At 38.9% G+C, this 19741-nt stretch carries 20 protein-coding genes; 14 read left to right on the top strand and 6 right to left on the bottom strand.

From position 1 onward, the window contains the following. Positions 1-169: 169 nt before the first annotated feature. From T479_RS13165 to T479_RS13130, 9 genes are all read left to right on the top strand, one after another. Complete coding sequence (locus tag T479_RS13165; protein ID WP_025219881.1) at positions 170-1117, top strand: MBL fold metallo-hydrolase; 948 nt, start codon at positions 170-172, stop codon at positions 1115-1117. Positions 1118-1126: 9 nt separating this feature from the next. Beyond that, positions 1127-1882: an SDR family NAD(P)-dependent oxidoreductase gene (locus T479_RS13160; RefSeq protein ID WP_036204663.1), complete on the top strand. Its 756-nt coding sequence runs from the start codon at positions 1127-1129 to the stop codon at positions 1880-1882. A 170-nt stretch (positions 1883-2052) separates the two neighbouring features. Then, positions 2053-3246 (top strand): argininosuccinate synthase, encoded by a 1194-nt coding sequence (locus tag T479_RS13155; RefSeq protein ID WP_024361085.1) that lies wholly within the window; start codon positions 2053-2055, stop codon positions 3244-3246. A gap of 80 nt (positions 3247-3326) precedes the next feature. Continuing rightward, the gene (argH, locus tag T479_RS13150; protein WP_024361084.1) at positions 3327-4700 is read left to right on the top strand and encodes an argininosuccinate lyase; all 1374 of its coding nucleotides are present in this window, start codon (positions 3327-3329) and stop codon (positions 4698-4700) included. A gap of 222 nt (positions 4701-4922) precedes the next feature. Next, complete coding sequence (locus T479_RS13145; RefSeq protein ID WP_025219880.1) at positions 4923-5315, top strand: carboxymuconolactone decarboxylase family protein; 393 nt, start codon at positions 4923-4925, stop codon at positions 5313-5315. Between the two features lie 424 nt (positions 5316-5739). Beyond that, on the top strand, positions 5740-7032 hold the full coding sequence (locus tag T479_RS23260) for an alpha/beta hydrolase (protein WP_025219879.1): 1293 nt from the start codon (positions 5740-5742) through the stop codon (positions 7030-7032). A gap of 310 nt (positions 7033-7342) precedes the next feature. Next, entirely contained in the window at positions 7343-7495 is a 153-nt protein-coding gene (locus tag T479_RS23255; RefSeq protein WP_069513162.1) for a YpzG family protein, read from the top strand. A 126-nt stretch (positions 7496-7621) separates the two neighbouring features. Continuing rightward, positions 7622-8137, top strand: a complete 516-nt coding sequence (locus T479_RS13135) for a GNAT family N-acetyltransferase (RefSeq protein ID WP_038509761.1) — start codon at positions 7622-7624, stop codon at positions 8135-8137. Positions 8138-8175: 38 nt separating this feature from the next. Then, complete coding sequence (locus T479_RS13130; protein ID WP_025219877.1) at positions 8176-8517, top strand: cupin domain-containing protein; 342 nt, start codon at positions 8176-8178, stop codon at positions 8515-8517. Between the two features lie 51 nt (positions 8518-8568). Here the strand turns inward: T479_RS13130 and T479_RS13125 are convergent, their stop codons facing one another. Beyond that, entirely contained in the window at positions 8569-9063 is a 495-nt protein-coding gene (locus T479_RS13125; RefSeq protein WP_025219876.1) for a GNAT family N-acetyltransferase, read from the bottom strand. 73 nt (positions 9064-9136) lie between these two features. Here T479_RS13125 and T479_RS13120 point away from each other — a divergent pair, with 73 nt between their 5' ends. Next, entirely contained in the window at positions 9137-9550 is a 414-nt protein-coding gene (locus T479_RS13120; RefSeq protein WP_025219875.1) for an NUDIX hydrolase, read from the top strand. 125 nt (positions 9551-9675) lie between these two features. Here T479_RS13120 and T479_RS13115 read toward each other — a convergent pair whose 3' ends face one another. The 3 genes from T479_RS13115 to mscL form a co-directional block, all read right to left on the bottom strand. Then, entirely contained in the window at positions 9676-10836 is a 1161-nt protein-coding gene (locus T479_RS13115; protein WP_025219874.1) for an aminotransferase class I/II-fold pyridoxal phosphate-dependent enzyme, read from the bottom strand. Between the two features lie 3 nt (positions 10837-10839). Next, a complete protein-coding gene (locus T479_RS13110; RefSeq protein WP_025219873.1) occupies positions 10840-11955 on the bottom strand; it encodes a methionine biosynthesis PLP-dependent protein in 1116 nt (371 codons plus the stop codon). Positions 11956-12270: 315 nt separating this feature from the next. Then, a complete protein-coding gene (mscL, locus tag T479_RS13105; protein WP_025219872.1) occupies positions 12271-12660 on the bottom strand; it encodes a large conductance mechanosensitive channel protein MscL in 390 nt (129 codons plus the stop codon). Between the two features lie 172 nt (positions 12661-12832). Between mscL and T479_RS13100 the strand changes: the two genes are divergently transcribed. Continuing rightward, positions 12833-13528 carry a lytic transglycosylase domain-containing protein gene (locus T479_RS13100; RefSeq protein ID WP_025219871.1) on the top strand — a complete coding sequence of 232 codons (696 nt, stop codon included), beginning with the start codon at positions 12833-12835 and terminating at the stop codon, positions 13526-13528. 39 nt (positions 13529-13567) lie between these two features. On the opposite strand, the gene T479_RS13095 is transcribed toward T479_RS13100, so the two are convergent. Both T479_RS13095 and T479_RS13090 read right to left on the bottom strand, forming a co-directional pair. After that, the gene (locus T479_RS13095) at positions 13568-13825 is read right to left on the bottom strand and encodes a GlsB/YeaQ/YmgE family stress response membrane protein (protein WP_024361073.1); all 258 of its coding nucleotides are present in this window, start codon (positions 13823-13825) and stop codon (positions 13568-13570) included. Positions 13826-13938: 113 nt separating this feature from the next. Continuing rightward, a complete protein-coding gene (locus T479_RS13090; protein WP_025219870.1) occupies positions 13939-14484 on the bottom strand; it encodes a cysteine hydrolase family protein in 546 nt (181 codons plus the stop codon). Between the two features lie 433 nt (positions 14485-14917). Here T479_RS13090 and T479_RS13085 point away from each other — a divergent pair, with 433 nt between their 5' ends. The 3 genes from T479_RS13085 (at position 14918) to ilvD (ending at position 19464) form a co-directional block, all read left to right on the top strand. Beyond that, positions 14918-16093 carry an amino acid deaminase/aldolase gene (locus tag T479_RS13085; RefSeq protein ID WP_025219869.1) on the top strand — a complete coding sequence of 392 codons (1176 nt, stop codon included), beginning with the start codon at positions 14918-14920 and terminating at the stop codon, positions 16091-16093. After that, entirely contained in the window at positions 16081-17403 is a 1323-nt protein-coding gene (locus T479_RS13080) for an FAD-linked oxidoreductase, L-gulonolactone oxidase family (protein ID WP_025219868.1), read from the top strand. Before T479_RS13085 ends, T479_RS13080 begins: the two co-directional genes overlap by 13 nt. A gap of 390 nt (positions 17404-17793) precedes the next feature. Further along, positions 17794-19464 carry a dihydroxy-acid dehydratase gene (ilvD, locus tag T479_RS13075; RefSeq protein WP_024361069.1) on the top strand — a complete coding sequence of 557 codons (1671 nt, stop codon included), beginning with the start codon at positions 17794-17796 and terminating at the stop codon, positions 19462-19464. Positions 19465-19741: the final 277 nt, after the last annotated feature.

Genomic DNA, 19741 nt, shown 5'->3' with positions numbered 1-19741 from the left:
TCACCATTTACATACTTGGCTTCCTCAACGCACATATAATAATTTGATTATTCAAAATTATAGTAATAATACGTCAAGCTGTCAACAGGAGGGTGACTTGAGAAAGAAAAACTTGTAAAATAGGTGAATGAGTATTCATTATTTACTTACACTAAAGGGGGAGACAGCTTTGTCGATACACAAAATAGAAATTCCAACACCCTATGAAGTAGGAGATGTCAATGCATTTATTGTCAAAGGTGATGCATTAACGATTTTTGATGTTGGTCCGAAAACAATGGAAGCTTATGATGCACTGAAATGGGGTATTCGGGCAGCTGGCTTTGATTTACGAGATATTGAACAAGTTGTGTTAACCCATCACCATCCCGATCATGCAGGTTGGGTGGATGCTTTTCCACATGCAGAAATTTTAGGCCATGCCTATAACGATAAATGGTTACGACATGACGAAGATTTTTTACGTTATCATGAGCAGTTTTACAGTGAGCGTTTGTTCGAACACGGGGTTCCACAGGCATATATTGAGCATAGTGTCCATGTTCGACGGGAATTAGAGCTTGTAGGGGAGCGATCATTAACCCAAATTTTATACGATGGCGATGAAGTTCCAGGTCATCCCGGGTTAAAAGTATTTGAAACATTAGGGCATGCGCAAAGTCATTTTATTTTTTGGGATGAAAAATTACATTATGTAATTGGTGGAGATTTATTATTAGAAAAAATAACTCCTAATCCATTGATCGAACCACCGTTAGATCGCACATCAGGTCGTCCAAAGTCATTGTTACAATATAATGCTTCACTAGAAATATTGCGTCAATTGCCAGTGAATATTATGTATACAGGGCATGGCGCAAATTTAGAAGATATACCAGCTCTCATTGATAAGCGACTAGAAAGACAACACCAACAATCCATGAAGGTCTATGAGTTACTAGGAAATGATCAGCTAACAGTTGTACAAATGACAAAGCGTTTATATCCTTCGATTTTTCAGCATCAACTAGGCTTAACATTATCTAAAACACTTGGGCATTTGGATTATTTAGAGGCAAATCATCTTGTGGTTTCAGGGAAAAATGAGGCAGGTATCTATTTGTTTAGAAGAAAGTAGGGTTCATACATGAAAATGAATAAAAAGACAATCTTTGTAACAGGTGCAACGAGTGGTGTAGGGTTAAAAATTACAGAATTATTAGTTGCACAAGGCCATCATGTATATGCAACAGGGCGTAATGAGGTAGCGTTAAAAACATTACAACGTTTAGGTGCCAATGTGATACAAGCTGATTTAACGTCACTTACAGCAATTGATGAAGTATGTGCGCAACTGCCTCCGCTCGATGTAGCCATTTTTTCTGCGGGAGTTGGTAAATTTGCTATTGCGCCTTTGTTATCGGATGAACATATAAGCGAAATGCTGGAGCTCAATGTGCGCGTGCCGATGTATTTAGCAAAACGTCTAGCTGCACCAATGATTGCGCGTGAACAGGGGCAACTAATTTTTATCGGTTCACAGGCCGGCAAAGTCGCTACTCCGAAGGCTAGTGTTTATGCGGCAACAAAGCATGCCATTGTTGGTTTTACCAATGGTCTGCGTATGGAGCTAGCACCCTATAATATTAAAGTAACAGCCATTCACCCGGGACCAATTGATACACCATTTTTAGATAAAGTAAACGATGAAAGCGGTTATCGTGAGTCTCTAGGTCGATTTATTTTAACACCTGAAGAAGTGGCACAGGCGACAGTAAAAACGATAGAGCGCCCAGTTCGAGAAGTAAACTTGCCAAAAATAATGGGCTTGACGAGTAAACTATATGCTCTAGCGCCTGCTACAATCGAATTTTTAGCCAAACCACTATTTAATAAGAAATAACGGTGCCAGTCACCCGAAAAATTCTGAATATTTTGTGTGTCAGGCACCAACTATTTTTTTATAAAAATGCACTTGTATTTATTTTTATAACATGATACTATTCGTGTATAAACTTTTAAGTGAATGTATAAACATACATATCATATAGAGCAATTGGAGGCGCATTTTGTATGGCAAATAAAAAAGTAGTTTTAGCATACTCAGGCGGTCTTGATACTTCTGTAGCAATTCCGTGGTTAAAAGAACAAGGTTGGGACGTTATCGCAGTTTGTCTAGACGTTGGTGAAGGAAAAGATCTTGAATTTGTAAAAAATAAAGCACTTCAAGTAGGTGCTATTGAATCATATATGGTGGATGCAAAAGATGAATTCGCTGAAGGATACGCACTTATTTCATTACAAGCACATACTTGGTACGAACAAAAATACCCATTAGTATCAGCACTTTCTCGTCCTTTAATTTCTAAAAAGTTAGTGGAAATTGCTAACCAAGTGGGTGCGGATGCAGTCGCTCACGGTTGTACAGGTAAAGGAAACGACCAAGTTCGTTTCGAAGTGTCAATAAAAGCATTAAATCCAGATTTAGAAGTACTTGCTCCTGTACGTGAGTGGGGTTGGAGCCGTGATGAAGAAATCGAATATGCAATGAAACATAATGTACCGATTCCGGCAACATTAGATTCACCATTCTCAATTGACCAAAACTTATGGGGCCGTGCAAACGAAGCAGGCGTAATGGAAGATCCTTGGGTATCTCCACCAGAAGAAGCGTATGGCTTAACGGTTTCTGTTGAAAACGCGCCAAATGAAGCTGAATATGTAGAAATCGAATTTATTGCTGGTAAACCTGTAGCTTTAAACGGCAAAGAAATGAAACTTGCTGATTTAATTCAAGAACTAAATGCAGTAGCAGGTGCACACGGTGTTGGCCGTATCGACCATGTTGAAAACCGTTTAGTTGGTATTAAATCTCGTGAAGTATACGAAATTCCAGGTGCAAAAGTACTGTTAACTGCTCATAAAGAGCTTGAAGATTTAACACTTGTGAAAGAACTAGCACACTTCAAACCAGTGATTGAGAAAAAATTATCTGAATTAATTTATGATGGTTTATGGTTCTCTCCTTTACGTGATGCATTACAAGCATTCCTTGCTGAATCACAACAATACGTAAATGGTACAGTACGTGTGAAACTTTACAAAGGTCATGCCATTGTAGAAGGACGTAAATCACCAAACTCATTATACAACGAAAAATTAGCAACATACTCTAAAGAAGACCAATTCAACCACGCATCTGCTGTAGGCTTCATCGAATTATGGGGTCTGCCAACAGTGGTTAACTCTTCAGTTAATAAAAAATAATTATTAAAAGTAGGGTGTAGTGTAGCATGAACGCTGTACTGCACCTTTTCGATAAGTAATTTAGGAAAAGGTGAGCTGTTATGACAAAACTTTGGGGCGGACGTTTCCAAAAATCAGCAGAAGCATGGGTCGATGAGTTTGGCGCATCCATCGGCTTTGACCAGCAACTTGTATTGGAAGACCTAGAAGGTAGTGTCGCACATGTCACGATGCTTGGTGCAACGGGAATTTTACCAGCAGAGGATGTAGAAGCTATTCTTGGCGGTCTCGCACAATTACAGGAAAAAGCAGTCGCTGGTGAGCTTGAATTTACTGTTGCCAATGAAGATATTCATTTAAACCTTGAAAAAATGCTCATTGATTGCATAGGACCAGTTGGTGGTAAACTGCATACAGGCCGTAGCCGTAATGACCAAGTGGCAACGGATATGCATATTTTCTTAAAGAAGCGTGTAAAGGAAGCCATTGATTGTATCGAGACATTCCAAAAAACGTTACTAGAAAAAGCAGAGGAGCATGTTGAAACAATTGCGCCAGGTTATACGCATTTACAACGTGCACAGCCCATTTCTTTTGCACATCATCTAATGGCATACTTTTGGATGCTTGAACGCGATAAACAACGTTTTACGGAATCCATTAAACGTATTGATATCTTACCATTAGGTGCTGGTGCCATGGCAGGGACAACTTTCCCGATTGATCGTCTAAAATCAGCGGAGCTACTTGGTTTTAGTGAAGTGTATGCGAATTCTATGGATGCTGTAAGTGATCGTGATTTTATCGTCGAATTTTTAAGCAATTCATCCTTATTAATGGCGCATTTATCTCGCTTTGCTGAGGAAATCATTTTGTGGTCAACAGATGAATTTAAGTTTATCGAATTGGATGATGCATTCTCGACAGGCTCATCTATTATGCCACAGAAGAAAAATCCAGATATGGCGGAGTTAATTCGCGGTAAAACTGGTCGTGTTTATGGTAACCTAATGGGCTTACTGACAGTTCTAAAAGGAACACCGTTAACATACAACAAGGATATGCAAGAAGACAAAGAAGGAATGTTCGATACAGTGCATACAATTCTTGGCTCTTTAAAAATCTTTGAAGGTATGGTACGCACGATGACCGTCAATACGGAGCGTCTGCACAAGGCAGTCCACTCTGACTTCTCAAATGCTACGGAATTAGCAGATTACCTTGCAACAAAAGGCATGCCGTTCCGTGAAGCACATGAAGTAACAGGTAAATTAGTGTTTACATGTATTCAAAAAGGCATTTATTTATTAGATTTACCGATTGAAGACATGAAAAAAGAAAGCGAGCTTATCGAAGCGGATATTTATGATGTATTAGCACCTGAAGCCGCTGTGCGCCGTCGTCATTCATTAGGTGGTACTGGTTTCGATCAAGTCAATATTCAAATCGCTAAAGCAAAAGCTTGTCTTTCTTAACTATTTTGCGTGCAAGTCCTTTGAGACATTTGCATAGATATTCATTAAAGCTGTCCAGAGAGGCACTATGAAAAACCTTCATCCTTTTTCTGTGGAGCCAGAGGGTGAAACAAAAAAAGAGCACCTTACATATGTGAAGGACAATCCCCAATTTTCGGAGACGCGAAATTGGGGTTTTTGTATAAGGAACATATAGTTATGTAAAAAGGGGAGAAATGTCATATGACGGATCGTTTTACAAAGGGGTTAGAAACAATGAAGCACTATGTGACAGAAGAAGAGGTATACCGTATGGTAGAATCGGATGCCCTCGCTGACATAGCGCCCGATTTACGCAAAATGATTATCGAGTTTGCCTATGGTGATGTCTATTCACGCCCAGGGCTTGATGCGAAAAGTCGAGCACTTGTCGTAATCACAGCAGTTGTTACACAAAGTGCTGTTCCACAAACGAAAACCCATATAACACGAGGGTTGCATGCAGGATTAACACCTACTGAAATTGTCGAAGCACTTTTGCAATTAGTGCCCTATATCGGCTTTCCTCGTGTGCAAAATGCGCTAACGATTGCTCAACAGGTATTTGCAGAAAAGCAGCTAACTGTAAAAAAATGAAGCGATAAAAATTTTTCAACAACATGTATAGAGTTTTGGGATATGGCCCATACTGTTAAAGGATACACTTAATCATCTAATATGATGAGGAGGATGCAGAATGAGTAGTCCAACTCCAGTAGACAACGAATCTCAGGAAAGTCCGCCACAGCTGAATAAGGTTTATACTTCACATATCTTAAGGAGTAGGTAATGAGAGATATCTCTGGGTTACTGTATCTTAAGATGAAGTAGAGACCACAACTGTACAATCAAATAGAAGGTATAAGTGTCCAAGGACCCAGAATTATTCTGGGTCTTTCTTTTTTGCTAAATTATGTTGATATTGCAAATAAACTGTTATACTCTATGTATGACAGATGGAGTCGCAAATAAATAACTATTATCGTGTTGATTATGCGTATTGTGATGAGGGAGGGTTTTGATGAAAAAACTTTTTGTACTATGTTTGGTAGCGTTCGCATTAGTTGCCTGTTCGCCAAAAGAAAATGCAACTCAGGTCGACAAAGAGGAGGATGAGCATGCTATGAATGAACAGCTAATCGGGAAATGGGCAGGGGATATTGAACTTCCAAATGGTTCACTACCAATTATTGTAGACTTACAAAAAGAGAGCGGAACATTATCTGTTCCTGCACAAGGGTTAAGTAATTATCCATTTAAAAGTGTGTCATATAGTGGTAATAAAGTACACATAATCATTCGTTTAAATGGCTCGGCGATTGAGGTAAACGGGACGTTAAAAGACGAGCAAATTAAAGCAACATTTAAACAAAATGGAGGGGAATTCCCCCTTGTTTTAAAGCGCTATAAAGAACAGCCAGAACAACCTGTCTCCTACGAAACACTCACAGTACCAGTTAAAGATGGCGATTTAACGGTCGCACTGCAAAAAAGCAGTAACAAGCCTTCACCAGTCGTACTCATTATTGCAGGCTCTGGTCCGACAGATAAGGATGGAAATTCTGCAATTGCAGGAAAAAATAATAGTTTGAAAATGCTTGCTGAAGGATTAGCTCAAGAAGGTATTGCAAGTGTACGATACGATAAACGAGGTATCGGGGATAATGCATCGCTATTGAAAAAGGAAGAGGATATCTCCATCGATCAATATGTTGACGATGCAATGCAAATTATTCATATACTGTCCGCCAATCAAGCTTTTTCAAGCGTTCATATTATTGGGCATAGTGAAGGGTCATTAATTGGCATGCTCGCCGCTCAAAAGACCAATGTGGCATCATTTGTGTCAATAGCAGGCGCAGGTAGAAGGGCTGATACGTTACTTTTAGAGCAATTATCAGGACAATTAACACCTGCTCTAACGGCTGAAACTAATATGATTCTAGCCGCGCTGAAAAAAGGAGAGCAAGTGCAACATGTATCGCCTGAGCTACAAGTACTATTTAGACCTTCTGTGCAGCCATATATGATGTCATGGCTGAAATATAATCCAGCTACTGAACTTCAACACGTAAAAGGACGCGTGTTACTGATTCAAGGAACGACAGATATCCAAGTGAATGCAACAGATGCCGAAGCGCTTAAGCAAGGCGATGAAAAAGCAGAACTTCTCTATCTGGAGGGCATGAATCATATTCTAAAAAACGCACCGGAGGATAGAACGAAGAATTTAGCGACCTATGCAGACCCAACATTGCCGCTACATCCAAAGTTATTGCCAGCCATTTACAAATTTATCGCCAATGAACAGTAGCGATAGACAAATGGTCACAACATAGGTCTGGTTCGACTTATGTTGTGGCTGTTTTTATTTTTAAAAGGGTCAAGTAACGAGTATCAGCATGATGAATGCTTGGGCAGGTCACACAATTTTTTCTCAAAACAAATACATTCATGTACTCTTTGTAAAGCGTTTCATAATATGATGGTGAAAATATCGCGTTATTAAACAACACACATAAAAATTTTTCGCGATTTCAAAAAAAGAGGTGTAGTCTTTTAATCGAACGGTCATACTAACATGGATTCACTTATAAAGTCTATAATGATGAGGAGGATGTAAAATGAGTAGGCCGGAACAATTAGACCCGAAATCTCAAAAAATCCACCGTAACTGGACAAGGATTAAGCGTTCAAAATCTCAAGTAAATGGTGAAACGGAGATTACTCTCCATAACCGTATCTTGAGAAGTGAAGCGAAAGCCCGACAGTTTTAATCATGCTAGAAGTAATAAGTGTCATCAAGCCCAGAAATTTTTCTGGGCTTTTTTTATTTAAGGTTCTGTACTATATAAGTATTGGATGTGTAGTAAAATAAAGGAAGTGAGAAGGGAGGAACTAGAATGAGCAAGCAAATAAACATTCGCGTCGCATGTTTTGCAGATGCACAACAAATGCTGAAGATTCAACAGGAAGTAATGGCTGAAGAACGATATTTCATCTCGACCGAAGCAGAATTTCAACAAACAATTGAAGGTCAGCAATCATGGATACAGAAGAAATTGGCGAATGATCGTGACATAATTCTTATTGCCGAATGCAATAAAACGATCGTTGGCTGGCTAGCATTTCAATCGCCAGAACGAAAACGTCTAGCCCATACAGGTAGCTTTGGAATAATGGTTCGAAAAGATCAACGAGGGCAAGGAATTGGGAAACGTTTAATTGAAGCGCTACTGACATGGGCAGCTGCCAATCCACTAATCGAGAAAGTTTGTTTAGGCGTATTGTCCAGCAATATCAGTGCTATTGCCCTTTATCGAAAAATGGGTTTTATCGAAGAAGGTAGAAAGATACATGAAATCAAAATCGCTGACAATCTATATGTTGATGATGTATTAATGTACAAATTGGTTTAATGCATATTTCATTCTGTTAATAAGAAAGAGGTTGTTTTATGAAAATTTATAAGTTTACAAAGGACGGCGCTAATGCCATTCACAATTACAACTCGTTGCATTCATTTTACACAAAAATCATGACAACAGTGGAGCCAACAAATATAGGGTTTATATACATAGAAGCGGGTGGACTGGTAGGTCTGCATGAAGCACCTGTTCCACAACTATTTATAGTTATTGAAGGAGAGGGATGGGTCTGTGGTGAGAATCAGGAGAAATTAGTCGTAAAACAGGGGGATAGTGTTTTTTGGCACGTGGGACAAGTCCATGAGTCCGGCAGTGACAAAGGGTTAACAGCCCTCGTTATTCAATCTAAGCAAATTGACTTGCCTATATAAATAGAGGGCAACACTTGAATATTTCGTAACAAGAAGGAGACAGTGACCCCGTTATTTTTTTGCTAATGGTAGAATCAAACGTATTGTTTTTAACATATGCCCTTCAAATAATTCATCAAATTCTTCAACGTGTTGAAAGCCCTTTTCGCTGTAAAATTGTCTACCAATTTTATTGTCTTTCTCAACGCATACAGTAAGCGAAGTTGCTCCTTGTAATCTTTGAATACCGTTTTCCAGTAGAGCTGAACCGATGCCTTTATGTTGAGCGGTTGGAAGGAGGTAAATAGCGAGTAATTCGGCTTGTCCCTCTTCATTAACATGTGAAAAATTTGCAAAGCCAATAAGAGACTCACCAACTGTTGCCACTAAAAAAGGGCTTGTTTGAAGACGGCATGTTAACCGTTCGTCACTATAGGCGGCTTGAAGAAATCGTTCTTGAATATGCTTTGGTATGATTCCTTCATAGGTTGCAGTCCAAGATGTTTGTGCAATTTCTTGGACAAAAGAGATGTCATCTTCATTCATTTGTCGTATAATGAGTGTCAATACATATCACCTACAATTTCAATAATTTCTATATATTGTAACATATAACATAACGACAAAGGGGGATGTTTTTATGCAAGTGTTAGAAAAAGCATTTGGTTATATTACCCGAAACTATGATGATCGGATTCAGGTCCTTGTATTTGAGCAAAATACAGAGGGAGCAGGCATTCAAATTCCAAAAGGTACAATTGAAGACGGAGAGACGCCACTTGAAGCAGTTATACGAGAGATGGTGGAGGAAACGGGTTTAACAAATTTAGAAGTACAAGGCCTTATCGCACAGGATTATGCCGAGCATTATTCAGGAGCATTGCAAAAACGCTATTTTTTCCATTTAAATTCAAATGAGTCCCAACATACTTGGCAACACAATCCAACAGGCTTAAACGAGGGCAACTTACAGTTTACGTTTTATTGGATTGAAAAGGAACATGACGTTGAGCTCGCAAAAGGACATGGCGATTATTTATATCGTATTATCTAGTGCCTGTCACCCAAACAATTCTGAATATTTAGGTAAAATTAAAACCCACTTAGATTTCGGCGGCTTACACTATGCTCGCCGGAAAGTCAAAGTGGGTTATGGTGCCAGTCACGCAAGTTTTATTTTTACGCTTTAGCGGCAATTTCTAATGCTTGGGCAAAGTCTGCAATTAAATCATCCACATGCTCCAAACCAACTGAGAATCGTAATAATCCATCCGTAATGCCACGTTTGATGCGTTCTTCAGGTTCCATTGCTGCATGGCTCATTTTTGCTGGGTAGGAAAGAATCGATTCCACACCACCAAGAGATACAGCAAATACGGGAATCTTCATTGCCTCTACCAAGGCTTTCGCTGCTGCATAATGAGGTAGGCGGAACGACAAGACAGCGCCTGCACTTGTACATTGGCTTTGATGAATGGCATAGCCAGGATGTGAGGCAAGACCTGGGTAGTACACTTGCTCAACAAGGGAATTTGCTTCTAAAAACTGTGCAATCTTTTGTGCTGATGCAGCAGAACGGCTAAAACGTACATCGGTTGTTTTCATATTTTGTAGTAGTGTGAAGGAATCTTGTACACCTAAAATATTACCAAAAGAATTTTGGATGAAATACAGGTCATTTCCGAGTTGTTCATCTGCTGTTATAGTAAGTCCCGCAATAATATCTGAGTGACCAGATAAAAACTTCGTTGCACTATGAATGACAACGTCTACACCTAAGTCTAGAGGTCGTTGGTGTAAAGGTGTCATAAATGTATTATCTAAAAACGTTAGACATTGATGTTGTTTAGCTAGTGCGACTATTGCACGGATATCTGTAATCCCTAATGTAGGATTCGATGGTGTCTCCATGTAGAGAAGCTTTGTAGCAGGTGTAATGGCTGCTTCAACCGCTGCTATATCAGTAAAATCCACGAACGTATGCGTAATACCGAATCGAGGTAATACTTTTGACACAAAGCGGTATGTTCCACCATAAACGTCCTCTGTAATGACAATGTGATCACCTTGTGATAATAACATTAAGGCTGCGGAAACCGCTGCAATACCAGAGGAGAAGGCATGTGCACGAACGCCACCTTCAAGCTCGGCAACGGCTTTCTCTAACGCATCACGTGTTGGGTTACCAGAACGAGCATAATCGTATTCACCGAATTCATCGATGCTTTCTTGGTGAAATGTTGAAGAAACATACAGTGGTACATTAACCGCACCTTTTTTATTTTCGTAGCCATCACGCACACCTGCGTGGATAAGCGTTGTTTCAATATGTTGTTTCATTTTCTATGCCTCTTTTCTCAGCGTATCAAACACTTGTTTTAAATCTGCAATTAAATCTTCAGCCTCTTCAATGCCGACAGAAAAGCGTAGTAAACGATCGCAAACGCCGCGTGCTACACGTTCCTCGTAAGGCATATCGGCATGTGTTTGTGTAGCAGGGTACGTGATAAAGCTTTCAACGCCACCAAGACTCTCTGCAAAAATAATTAACTTTAAGTTACGAAGAAATGGGTCAATCCATTCAGGCTTTTGTAGTCGGAATGACAACATACCACCCTTGCCCGTATACAATACGTCTGTGACAAGTTCTTCTTCCTCTAAATAAGCAGCAATCGCTTTGGCATTGGCATCATGTTGTTTTAAGCGAAGATGTAACGTTTTTAAGCCACGAATCAATAACCAAGAATCCATTGCTCCTAGTACCATTCCGCTACCATTTTGAATAAAGCCGAGACGTTCGGATAGCTCAGCACCTTTTGAGACAACTAAACCGGCTAATACGTCATTATGTCCGCCAATATACTTTGTTGCAGAATGCAGTACAATATCGGCACCTAGTTCAATTGGTCGTTGGAAGTAGGGTGTATAAAAAGTATTATCTACGATTAGCAATGCACCGTGTTGATGGGCAAGCTCAGCATACACTTTGAGATCAAATTCCTGCATAAGTGGGTTTGTTGGTGTTTCGATAAAGAGGGCACGTGTATTGTCATTGATTAACGCCTCTACTTGCTCAAGCGATTCAAATTTAGAATAGATTGGTTTAATATTGTATGTTTCTTTAAAAAAGTTAAAAAGACGATATGTACCACCATATAAATCATCTGGTACGATGAGTTCATCTCCTGGTTTAAATAGAGACATTACAAGTTGGATTGCAGCCATACCGGAACTACAGGCAAAGCCAGCGTCGCCACCTTCTAAATCTGCAATACCTGCTTCTAAAATGGCACGCGTTGGGTTTTTTGTACGAGCGTAGTCAAATCCTGTCGATTCACCGATCCCTGTATGTTTATAGGCAGTTGATAAATGAATGGGCGGGCTAACAGCACCAGTTCTAGGGTCACTCAAATTGCCAAGCTGTACAAGTTTTGTTTCAATACGTCTATTGTTTGTCATGTTCTCACTCTTTTCTTCATCGTTAATATAGAAAGAGTCCACACTAGGGGGACTCTATTCCTTAATAGAATAATTCGATTAGTCTCTTCAATTTTCTCTATAATTGTTACTTAATTTAACATGGAAAGTACAGAAGGACAAGATGATTTCAGAAAATTACATAGATTATTGAAAATAAATCATGTAGGAATAGTAGGGGATTGATGTTTGACGATGAAAAGAGGCTTGAAAGAGGCACAAATAAAAAAGCTATAGATTCGTTTTCGCGTAGCACGAAAATATCTATAGCCTTTGTGGAACATAATGTCTTGTCCATTATGCTTGTTGTTTTTTTAATAAATCTCGAATTTCTTTTAACAGTTCTTCTTTTGAATCTAGCACAGGTGTCGGTTCCTCTACAACCGCTTCCTCTTTTTTTCTAGTAAATTTCGTCATAAGACGTAATGCTAAGAAAATAGCAAAGGCGATAATTAAAAAATCAATAATTGATTGTAAAAATATACCTAACTTTACTTGAGCTGTACCAGAACCAAACATAAAGCTTTCAGTTAAATCAATGCCACCTGTTAACACACCGACTAATGGCATAATAATATTTTCTACTAAGGAGGTAACGATTTTCCCGAAAGCCCCACCAATTACAACGGCAATCGCTAAATCAATTATATTGCCTTTCATAGCAAATTCCTTAAAGTCTTTCCACATATAATATATCCTCCCTATAATTATCCAAAAAAACAATCGAATTGTATTCTACTATATTACCCTAATTATAATCAACTATAAACATAGGAAAAAGAAAAATAGAAAAAATCTACAACATAAAACGGTAAATTTGGTAATATAGAAGTAGACAAAGAATGATTAGGTGTGACATATGGCGAAAAAAAAACAAAAGAAACCATTGCTATCTCCAAGTATGAAGATGGGGATGATAGCACTATTAATCCCTGTAGCCATTACTGTATATGTACTTGCTTTTTTTGCTTGGAAGGAACTACAAACATTCCCGATTTTCGAAAAACTTGCTCAACAAAAGGCGATTGAAGAAATACAGCAGCATTTCGATATGAACATTCCAGAACAATATATTCCGGTGTATGTTGCTGCCGAGGAGAAATATGGCGTGCCTTGGACATTGTTAGCTGCCCATCATCGTATTGAAACACGATTTTCTTCCATGAAATCACTTGTTTCGCCAGCAGGGGCAGTCGGACATATGCAATTTATGCCTTGTACATTTGTAGGATGGAAACATCCAACTTGTGAGGGATTAGGGAAGGGCAATATTACAAAGGCAGAGCTGATGAATCCCGAAACGATAAAAAAATATGGAGGTTACGGTGTCGATGCCAATGGAGATGGTATAGCGGATCCCTATGATATCGAAGATGCTGTATTTAGTGCTGCGAATTATTTATCAAAGTATGGAGCTGCAAAAGGTGACGTAAAACGAGCCGTTTTCAATTATAATCATAGCGAAGAATACGTTAAAAATGTCTTACATTACTATAATTTGTATAATGATTACCACGATGAATTAAAAACAGCCGTCCTTCTTAATGCAAAATAATAAAAGAGCCATCTAAACGATGGCTCTTTTTGTACATAATTACGTAGCTTTACGCATACTTTTAAGAATAATGCTTACAATGAAGATAAGCACAATTGCACCTATTAACGCTGGAAATACATAAAAATCGCTGACTTTCCAACCCCAGTTACCTAAAACCATACTACCTATCCAAGAACCGACAATCCCGGCAATAATATTACCAATAATGCCTCCAGGAACATCTTTTCCTAAAATGACGCCAGCTAACCAACCTAAAATTCCTCCGATGATTAAATACCAAATGAAACTGATCATAATGATTCATCTCCTCAAAGTTAAGATATAATGGCATTACTTAGTTATATCCTTTTTGGAGATAATTAAACCTAAATGACCGACCTTTTTATTTTTACAATGACTTCATTTGTTTATTTCACTACTGTGGCACCTAAAGTATGTTCAAAATGACGCAAAGCCCAATCATGTCCAGCTACATCAAAACTTGCTACTGCATTTGCATAAATAACAGTAGAAATGCCCAAATTATAAGCATCCACAGCTGTATGCAAAATACATATATCTGTACAAACACCAACTAAATGAACTTCCTCGATGTTCCGTTCCTTTAATAAAATGGCTAAATTTGTTCCTGCAAAGGCACTATAACGTGTTTTGTCGAGCCAAATCACGTTGTCCTTATACAAGTTATAAACTTCACCAACATGACCGTATAGATTGCGACCAGATGTTCCGCGAATATTGTGAGGAGGAAAAAGCTTTGTTTCAGGGTGAAATGGATCGTTTTCTTCATGTAAATCATTAGCGAAAACGACGACATTTTTTTCTGCAATAAATTGTTCAATTAAATTTGCAATAGGCGTATCAAGTAATTGTCCTGGTTCCCCACACGTTAATTTACCATCTGTTGCTACAAAATCATTTGTATAATCAATTACCAGTAATGCTTTTTTCACTTTCGTCCACTCCTTTAGGCATGATTTCACTCTTTATCATGCCATATTTGGTTTTGGCTGTCAGAAAAATAGTCATATTTTAATATTGAGAATAGTTTGAAAATTGAACAAGGTGAGCGTATAATGTGAAAAAAAGGAGAGGTGATAGTTTATGAATATGACTGTTATGAAACGTTTAGATCGCCAAGGATTCTTTATTGCTGCGCTACATTTGGTGGTAATGTTAAATTTAGCTGCTGAGTTTTTATTGGCATCCTAATCTCTTAAAAATCTAATAGAAAGGTGAGTACAATGCTTGACCTATACTAAAACAACCGTGAAGGCAATTTCGTCGTAATACACGGTTGTTTTTTGTTGCCTATTGTGAAGTAGACAAGCATTTTCGCGTATTTTTCTAGTACTTGACCAATATAAATCATACGAGGGGGATTAAATGACAACGAGATTTCAACAGGCTTTCCAGGGCATAGAGCGCCCATTTGCTTGGTTAGACCTTGATGCACTTGATGATAATATTGCAACGGTGCAACAAGCTTGTGGGCAAAAAAAAATCCGTATAGCAACAAAATCAATACGCTCGGTAGAGGTGTTGCAATATCTACAACAACATCTGTCGAATATAACAGGATTTATGACATTTACCGCGGCAGAATCCATCTTTTTACTCCAAAGAAATTTCGATGATGTACTGCTTGGTTATCCTGTTATGGAAGACATGGCTGTACGTCAGCTATTGCACTATGTAAAAGAGGGAAGAACCGTCACATTTATGGTGGATAGATGTGAGCAAGTTGCGTTTTTAGAAAAAATAGGTGCGGAGCTAGATGTAAAGGTATCCATCTGTATCGATATTAATTTATCTACTGATTTTAAAGTACTTTATTTTGGTACAAAACGCTCATCTCTTGACTCGCTGGAGTCTATCACTCCTTTTTTAACTTATATAAAACAGCAGTCCCATATAGAAGTTGTAGGGGTTATGGGATATGAGGCGCAAATAGCTGGTGTTGGAAATCGACCTGCTAATGCTATAAAAGGTAGGCTAATAGATTTCATGCAAACACAAGCCAAAAAGCAAGTAACCCAATTTCGTAGATTAGCTATTGCGCATGTAAAAGCTTATTTTCCTCGATTACGCTTTGTTAATGGTGGAGGTACAGGCAGTATGACATATACTGCGGAGCAGAAAGAAGTGACAGAAATGACAGTTGGTTCTGCATTTTATGCACCAGCCCTTTTTGATCAATTTGCCCATTTACAACTTTCAAAAGCAGCAGGCTTTGCACTCCGTATCACGCGGAAACCTGCGCCTAATATTGTTGTCTGCCATGGTGGTGGTTATCCAGCGTCCGGAGCAATGGCCAATGATCGTTATCCGGTATTTTACGAGCCGACCTATTTTTCCTTTCTGCGTTTAGAAGGAGCTGGAGAAGTGCAAACACCGATTAAGGTAAAAGGCAAAACACTCACAATTGGGGATACCATCTATTTTCGCCATGCAAAGGCTGGAGAGCTTTGCGAAAGATTTCAAACACTTCATGGGATAAGGCAAGACGAATATGTAGGTAGCTTTGCGACGTACAGGGGGGATGGTCAATGTTTTCTGTAGAGAAGTGGAAAAATGGGGAGAAATGGACGAACTGGGCTGGCAATATAATAGCGTATCCAAGTGAGATGCACTTACCTCGTTCAATAGAAGAAGTTGTAAATGTAGTGAAGCATGCGCGTGATAGGAAGAAAACCATTCGTGTAACAGGTGCAGCGCATTCATTTAGTGCTGTTGCCATGCCGGAGCATATTGCACTGTCATTACATAATATGCGCGGGCTTATTTCGATAGATGCCGAAAACCAAGAAGCTACATTGTGGGCAGGAACTTATTTATATGAGATTGGACCACAGCTTGCAAAGCATGGGTTTGGCTTAATAAATATGGGCGATATTCAAGAACAGACCATTGCCGGAGCAGTGTCTACTGGTACACATGGAACAGGGGTGACTTTAGGTTCGTTGTCGTCTGCTGTGACACGCTGGTGTTTTGTTGATGGAAATGGAACTTACCATGAGCATATTCGAGGGACTGACGATTTATCCGAGGCACTTCATGTCTCACTTGGCATGCTTGGGGTACTTGTAAAAGTGACGCTAAAAGTGTTGCCGCTCTATAGTTTACATTATATTGGCACAAGGGACACATTAACAAACGGACTAGCAACATTTGCACAAGATATTCGACAGCATCGACATGTTGAATGGTTCTACTTTCCTGGTAGTGAGACAATTCAAATTAAACGTATGAATGCGATGGCTCCAGTGTATCAAAGTGAATGGCGCAAGTGCGTAGAAAATATAAAACTTCAAATAGTAGAAAATGGTGCATTTTTTGCGATTTCGGAGCTATGTAAATGGAAACCAGCTTTAAGTAGTGCAATGAGTAAATTAGCTGCTGCCAATGTTGTCGAGGCCGAGAAGATTGGCATTAGCTATGAAATCTATCCATCTCCTAGAAGTGTCAAATTCCAAGAAAGTGAGTACGCCATATCATTACCACAATTTGAGGCATGCATGGAAGAAATTCATACAACGTTTCAAAAAGGGCATTTGCATGTGCATTTTCCATTGGAATGCCGTACAACAGCAGGTGAGGCTGGTTATTTAAGTCCTACACAAGGACAAGAATCCGCCTTTATAGCTTTTCATATGTATAAAGGAATGTCGGAAGAGCCTTATTTTAAATGGGTGCACAATCTAATGCAAAAATATCATGGTCGACCACATTGGGGAAAACAAAGCCATTTAACTGCACAGCAAGTACACACATTATATTCAAATATAGATAAGTTTTTAACAGTTCGTGCACAATATGACCCTGACAAAGTATTTTTTACACGTTACTTAGAGCAATTATTCATATTGTAATATTTAGAATTTAACAACAACTGAATCTACTAATTTTGAAATCAATGTATGGGGAAAGATGAAAGCATTTGTGATAAATCATCCACTGAATAGTGTTTATAATGAAAAAATTTAAATTTGAACGAAATGTCAAAATATTTATCAAAGCGAGATAAAACCGATGCTTAATCAGCATGTAAACGATTTCAAATTTCGTATATTTTTTGAATTGTTTAAACAATTCAAAAAATACTGTTGACGTAGCCTAGTTATTCGTACTATGATAACAACAATTTAATACGTTCGTTCCTACAATCAGTTGCCACAAAGGCAATCAGCTAGGTAAAAACAAAATAGACAGAACATTTTGTATATAGCGACGAACATAGCAATAAATGAGGGGCGTTTAAAATGAGAAGTGACATGATTAAAGTAGGCGTAGATCGTGCGCCACATCGTAGTCTTTTATATGCAACAGGCAAAGTAAAAGCAAAAGATTTAGGGAAACCATTTATTGGGGTTTGTAACTCTTATATCGACATTATTCCAGGTCACGTTCATTTACGTACATTTGCTGATGTAGTGAAAGAAGCCATAATTGAAGCGGGAGGCATTCCATTCGAATTTAATACGATTGGTGTGGATGATGGTATTGCAATGGGCCATATTGGTATGCGTTATTCTTTACCAAGCCGTGAAATTATAGCGGATTCAGCAGAAACAGTTATTAATGCACACTGGTTTGATGGCGTATTTTACATTCCTAACTGTGACAAAATCACACCAGGAATGTTAATGGCAGCAGTTCGTACGAACGTACCATCAATTTTTGTATCTGGTGGTCCAATGGAGGCAGGTACATCTGCTACAGGAAAACAGCTTTCATTAACTTCAGTATTTGAAGGTGTTGGGGCTCACAAATCAGGTAATATGTCAGCTGAAGAGCTGTTAGATATTGAAAATAATGCATGTCCAACATGTGGATCATGTTCAGGGATGTTCACAGCGAACTCCATGAACTGCTTAATGGAAATGCTAGGTGTAGCACTTCCAGGCAACGGTACAATCGTTGCTACGTCTGAAGACCGACATAAGTTGATTAAAGAAGCCGCTAAACAATTAGTGCGCATGATTAAAGAAGACGTTAAGCCACGTGACATCATTACAAAAGAAGCAATTGATGATGCATTTGCACTCGATATGGCAATGGGCGGCTCCACAAATACGGTGCTTCACACATTAGCAATCGCAAATGAAGCTGAAATCGACTATAACATTGAAGATATTAATAAAGTTGCAGAGCGTGTGCCATATTTAGCAAAAATTATGCCTGCTTCTGATATTTCAATGGATGATATCAATAAAGCAGGTGGTGTCAGTGCCATCATTAATGAATTAACATCTATTCCAGGTGCCATTCATCCAAATCGTCCGACTGTTGCAGGTGTAACAATGGGCGAGCTCGTCAAAGATTATCACATTACAAATGATCAAGTTATTCGTACAAAAGACAATCCTTATAGCCCAGTCGGAGGTTTATCGGTGCTATTTGGCAACATTGCTCCTGATGGCTCTGTTATTAAAGTAGGTGCTGTTGATCCTTCGATTAAAGTATTTACAGGTGAGGCAATTGTCTTTGAATCACAAGAAGCAGCGCAAGAAAATATTGATAACGGTACTGTTAAGGAAGGCCATGTAGTCGTCATTCGTTATGAAGGACCAAAAGGTGGCCCAGGGATGCCAGAAATGTTAGCACCTACATCGGCCATTCAAGGTCGTGGTCTCGGTACAAAGGTAGCGTTAATTACAGATGGTCGATTCTCCGGTGCATCTCGTGGTATTTCAATCGGGCATATATCGCCAGAAGCAGCAGAAGGCGGTCCAATCGCTTTAGTTGAAAATGGTGACATCATTACGATTGATTTACCAAATCGTACAATCAATTTAGAAGTTTCAGATGAAGTATTAGCAGAACGTCGCGCAAAACTGCCAGTGTTTGAACCGAAAATTAAACGTGGCTGGTTAGCAAGATATTCAAAATTAGTGACAAGCGCCTCAACAGGTGGCGTGATGAAAATTTAGTCTTAAAAACTAGTAAAAAATCAATAGGTTAAAACGTTGATGAGGTTAAAGGTTCTAGAGCCTTGTATCTACCAGAGAGCCGGTCGTGCTGGAAGCCGGCGATACAACTAGATCCGACATCCCCTCGGAGTGAACTATTAAACGCGTGATCGCCATTAGATAGTTCCGGGCATAATCGAAGTGCTCGTTATTAATGAATAAATGATTTATGACACCGTATTGGATGTAAGTTCACTTGCATTGGTGCATAAATGCTTTCATTTATTCGCGAGGTAGC

Origin of the sequence: Lysinibacillus sphaericus, assembly GCF_000600105.1 — a bacterium.
GTDB classification, from domain to species: domain Bacteria; phylum Bacillota; class Bacilli; order Bacillales_A; family Planococcaceae; genus Lysinibacillus; species Lysinibacillus sphaericus.
Note: the sequence above shows the minus strand (reverse complement) of the source record. Positions and strands in the feature narration are given on the sequence as shown.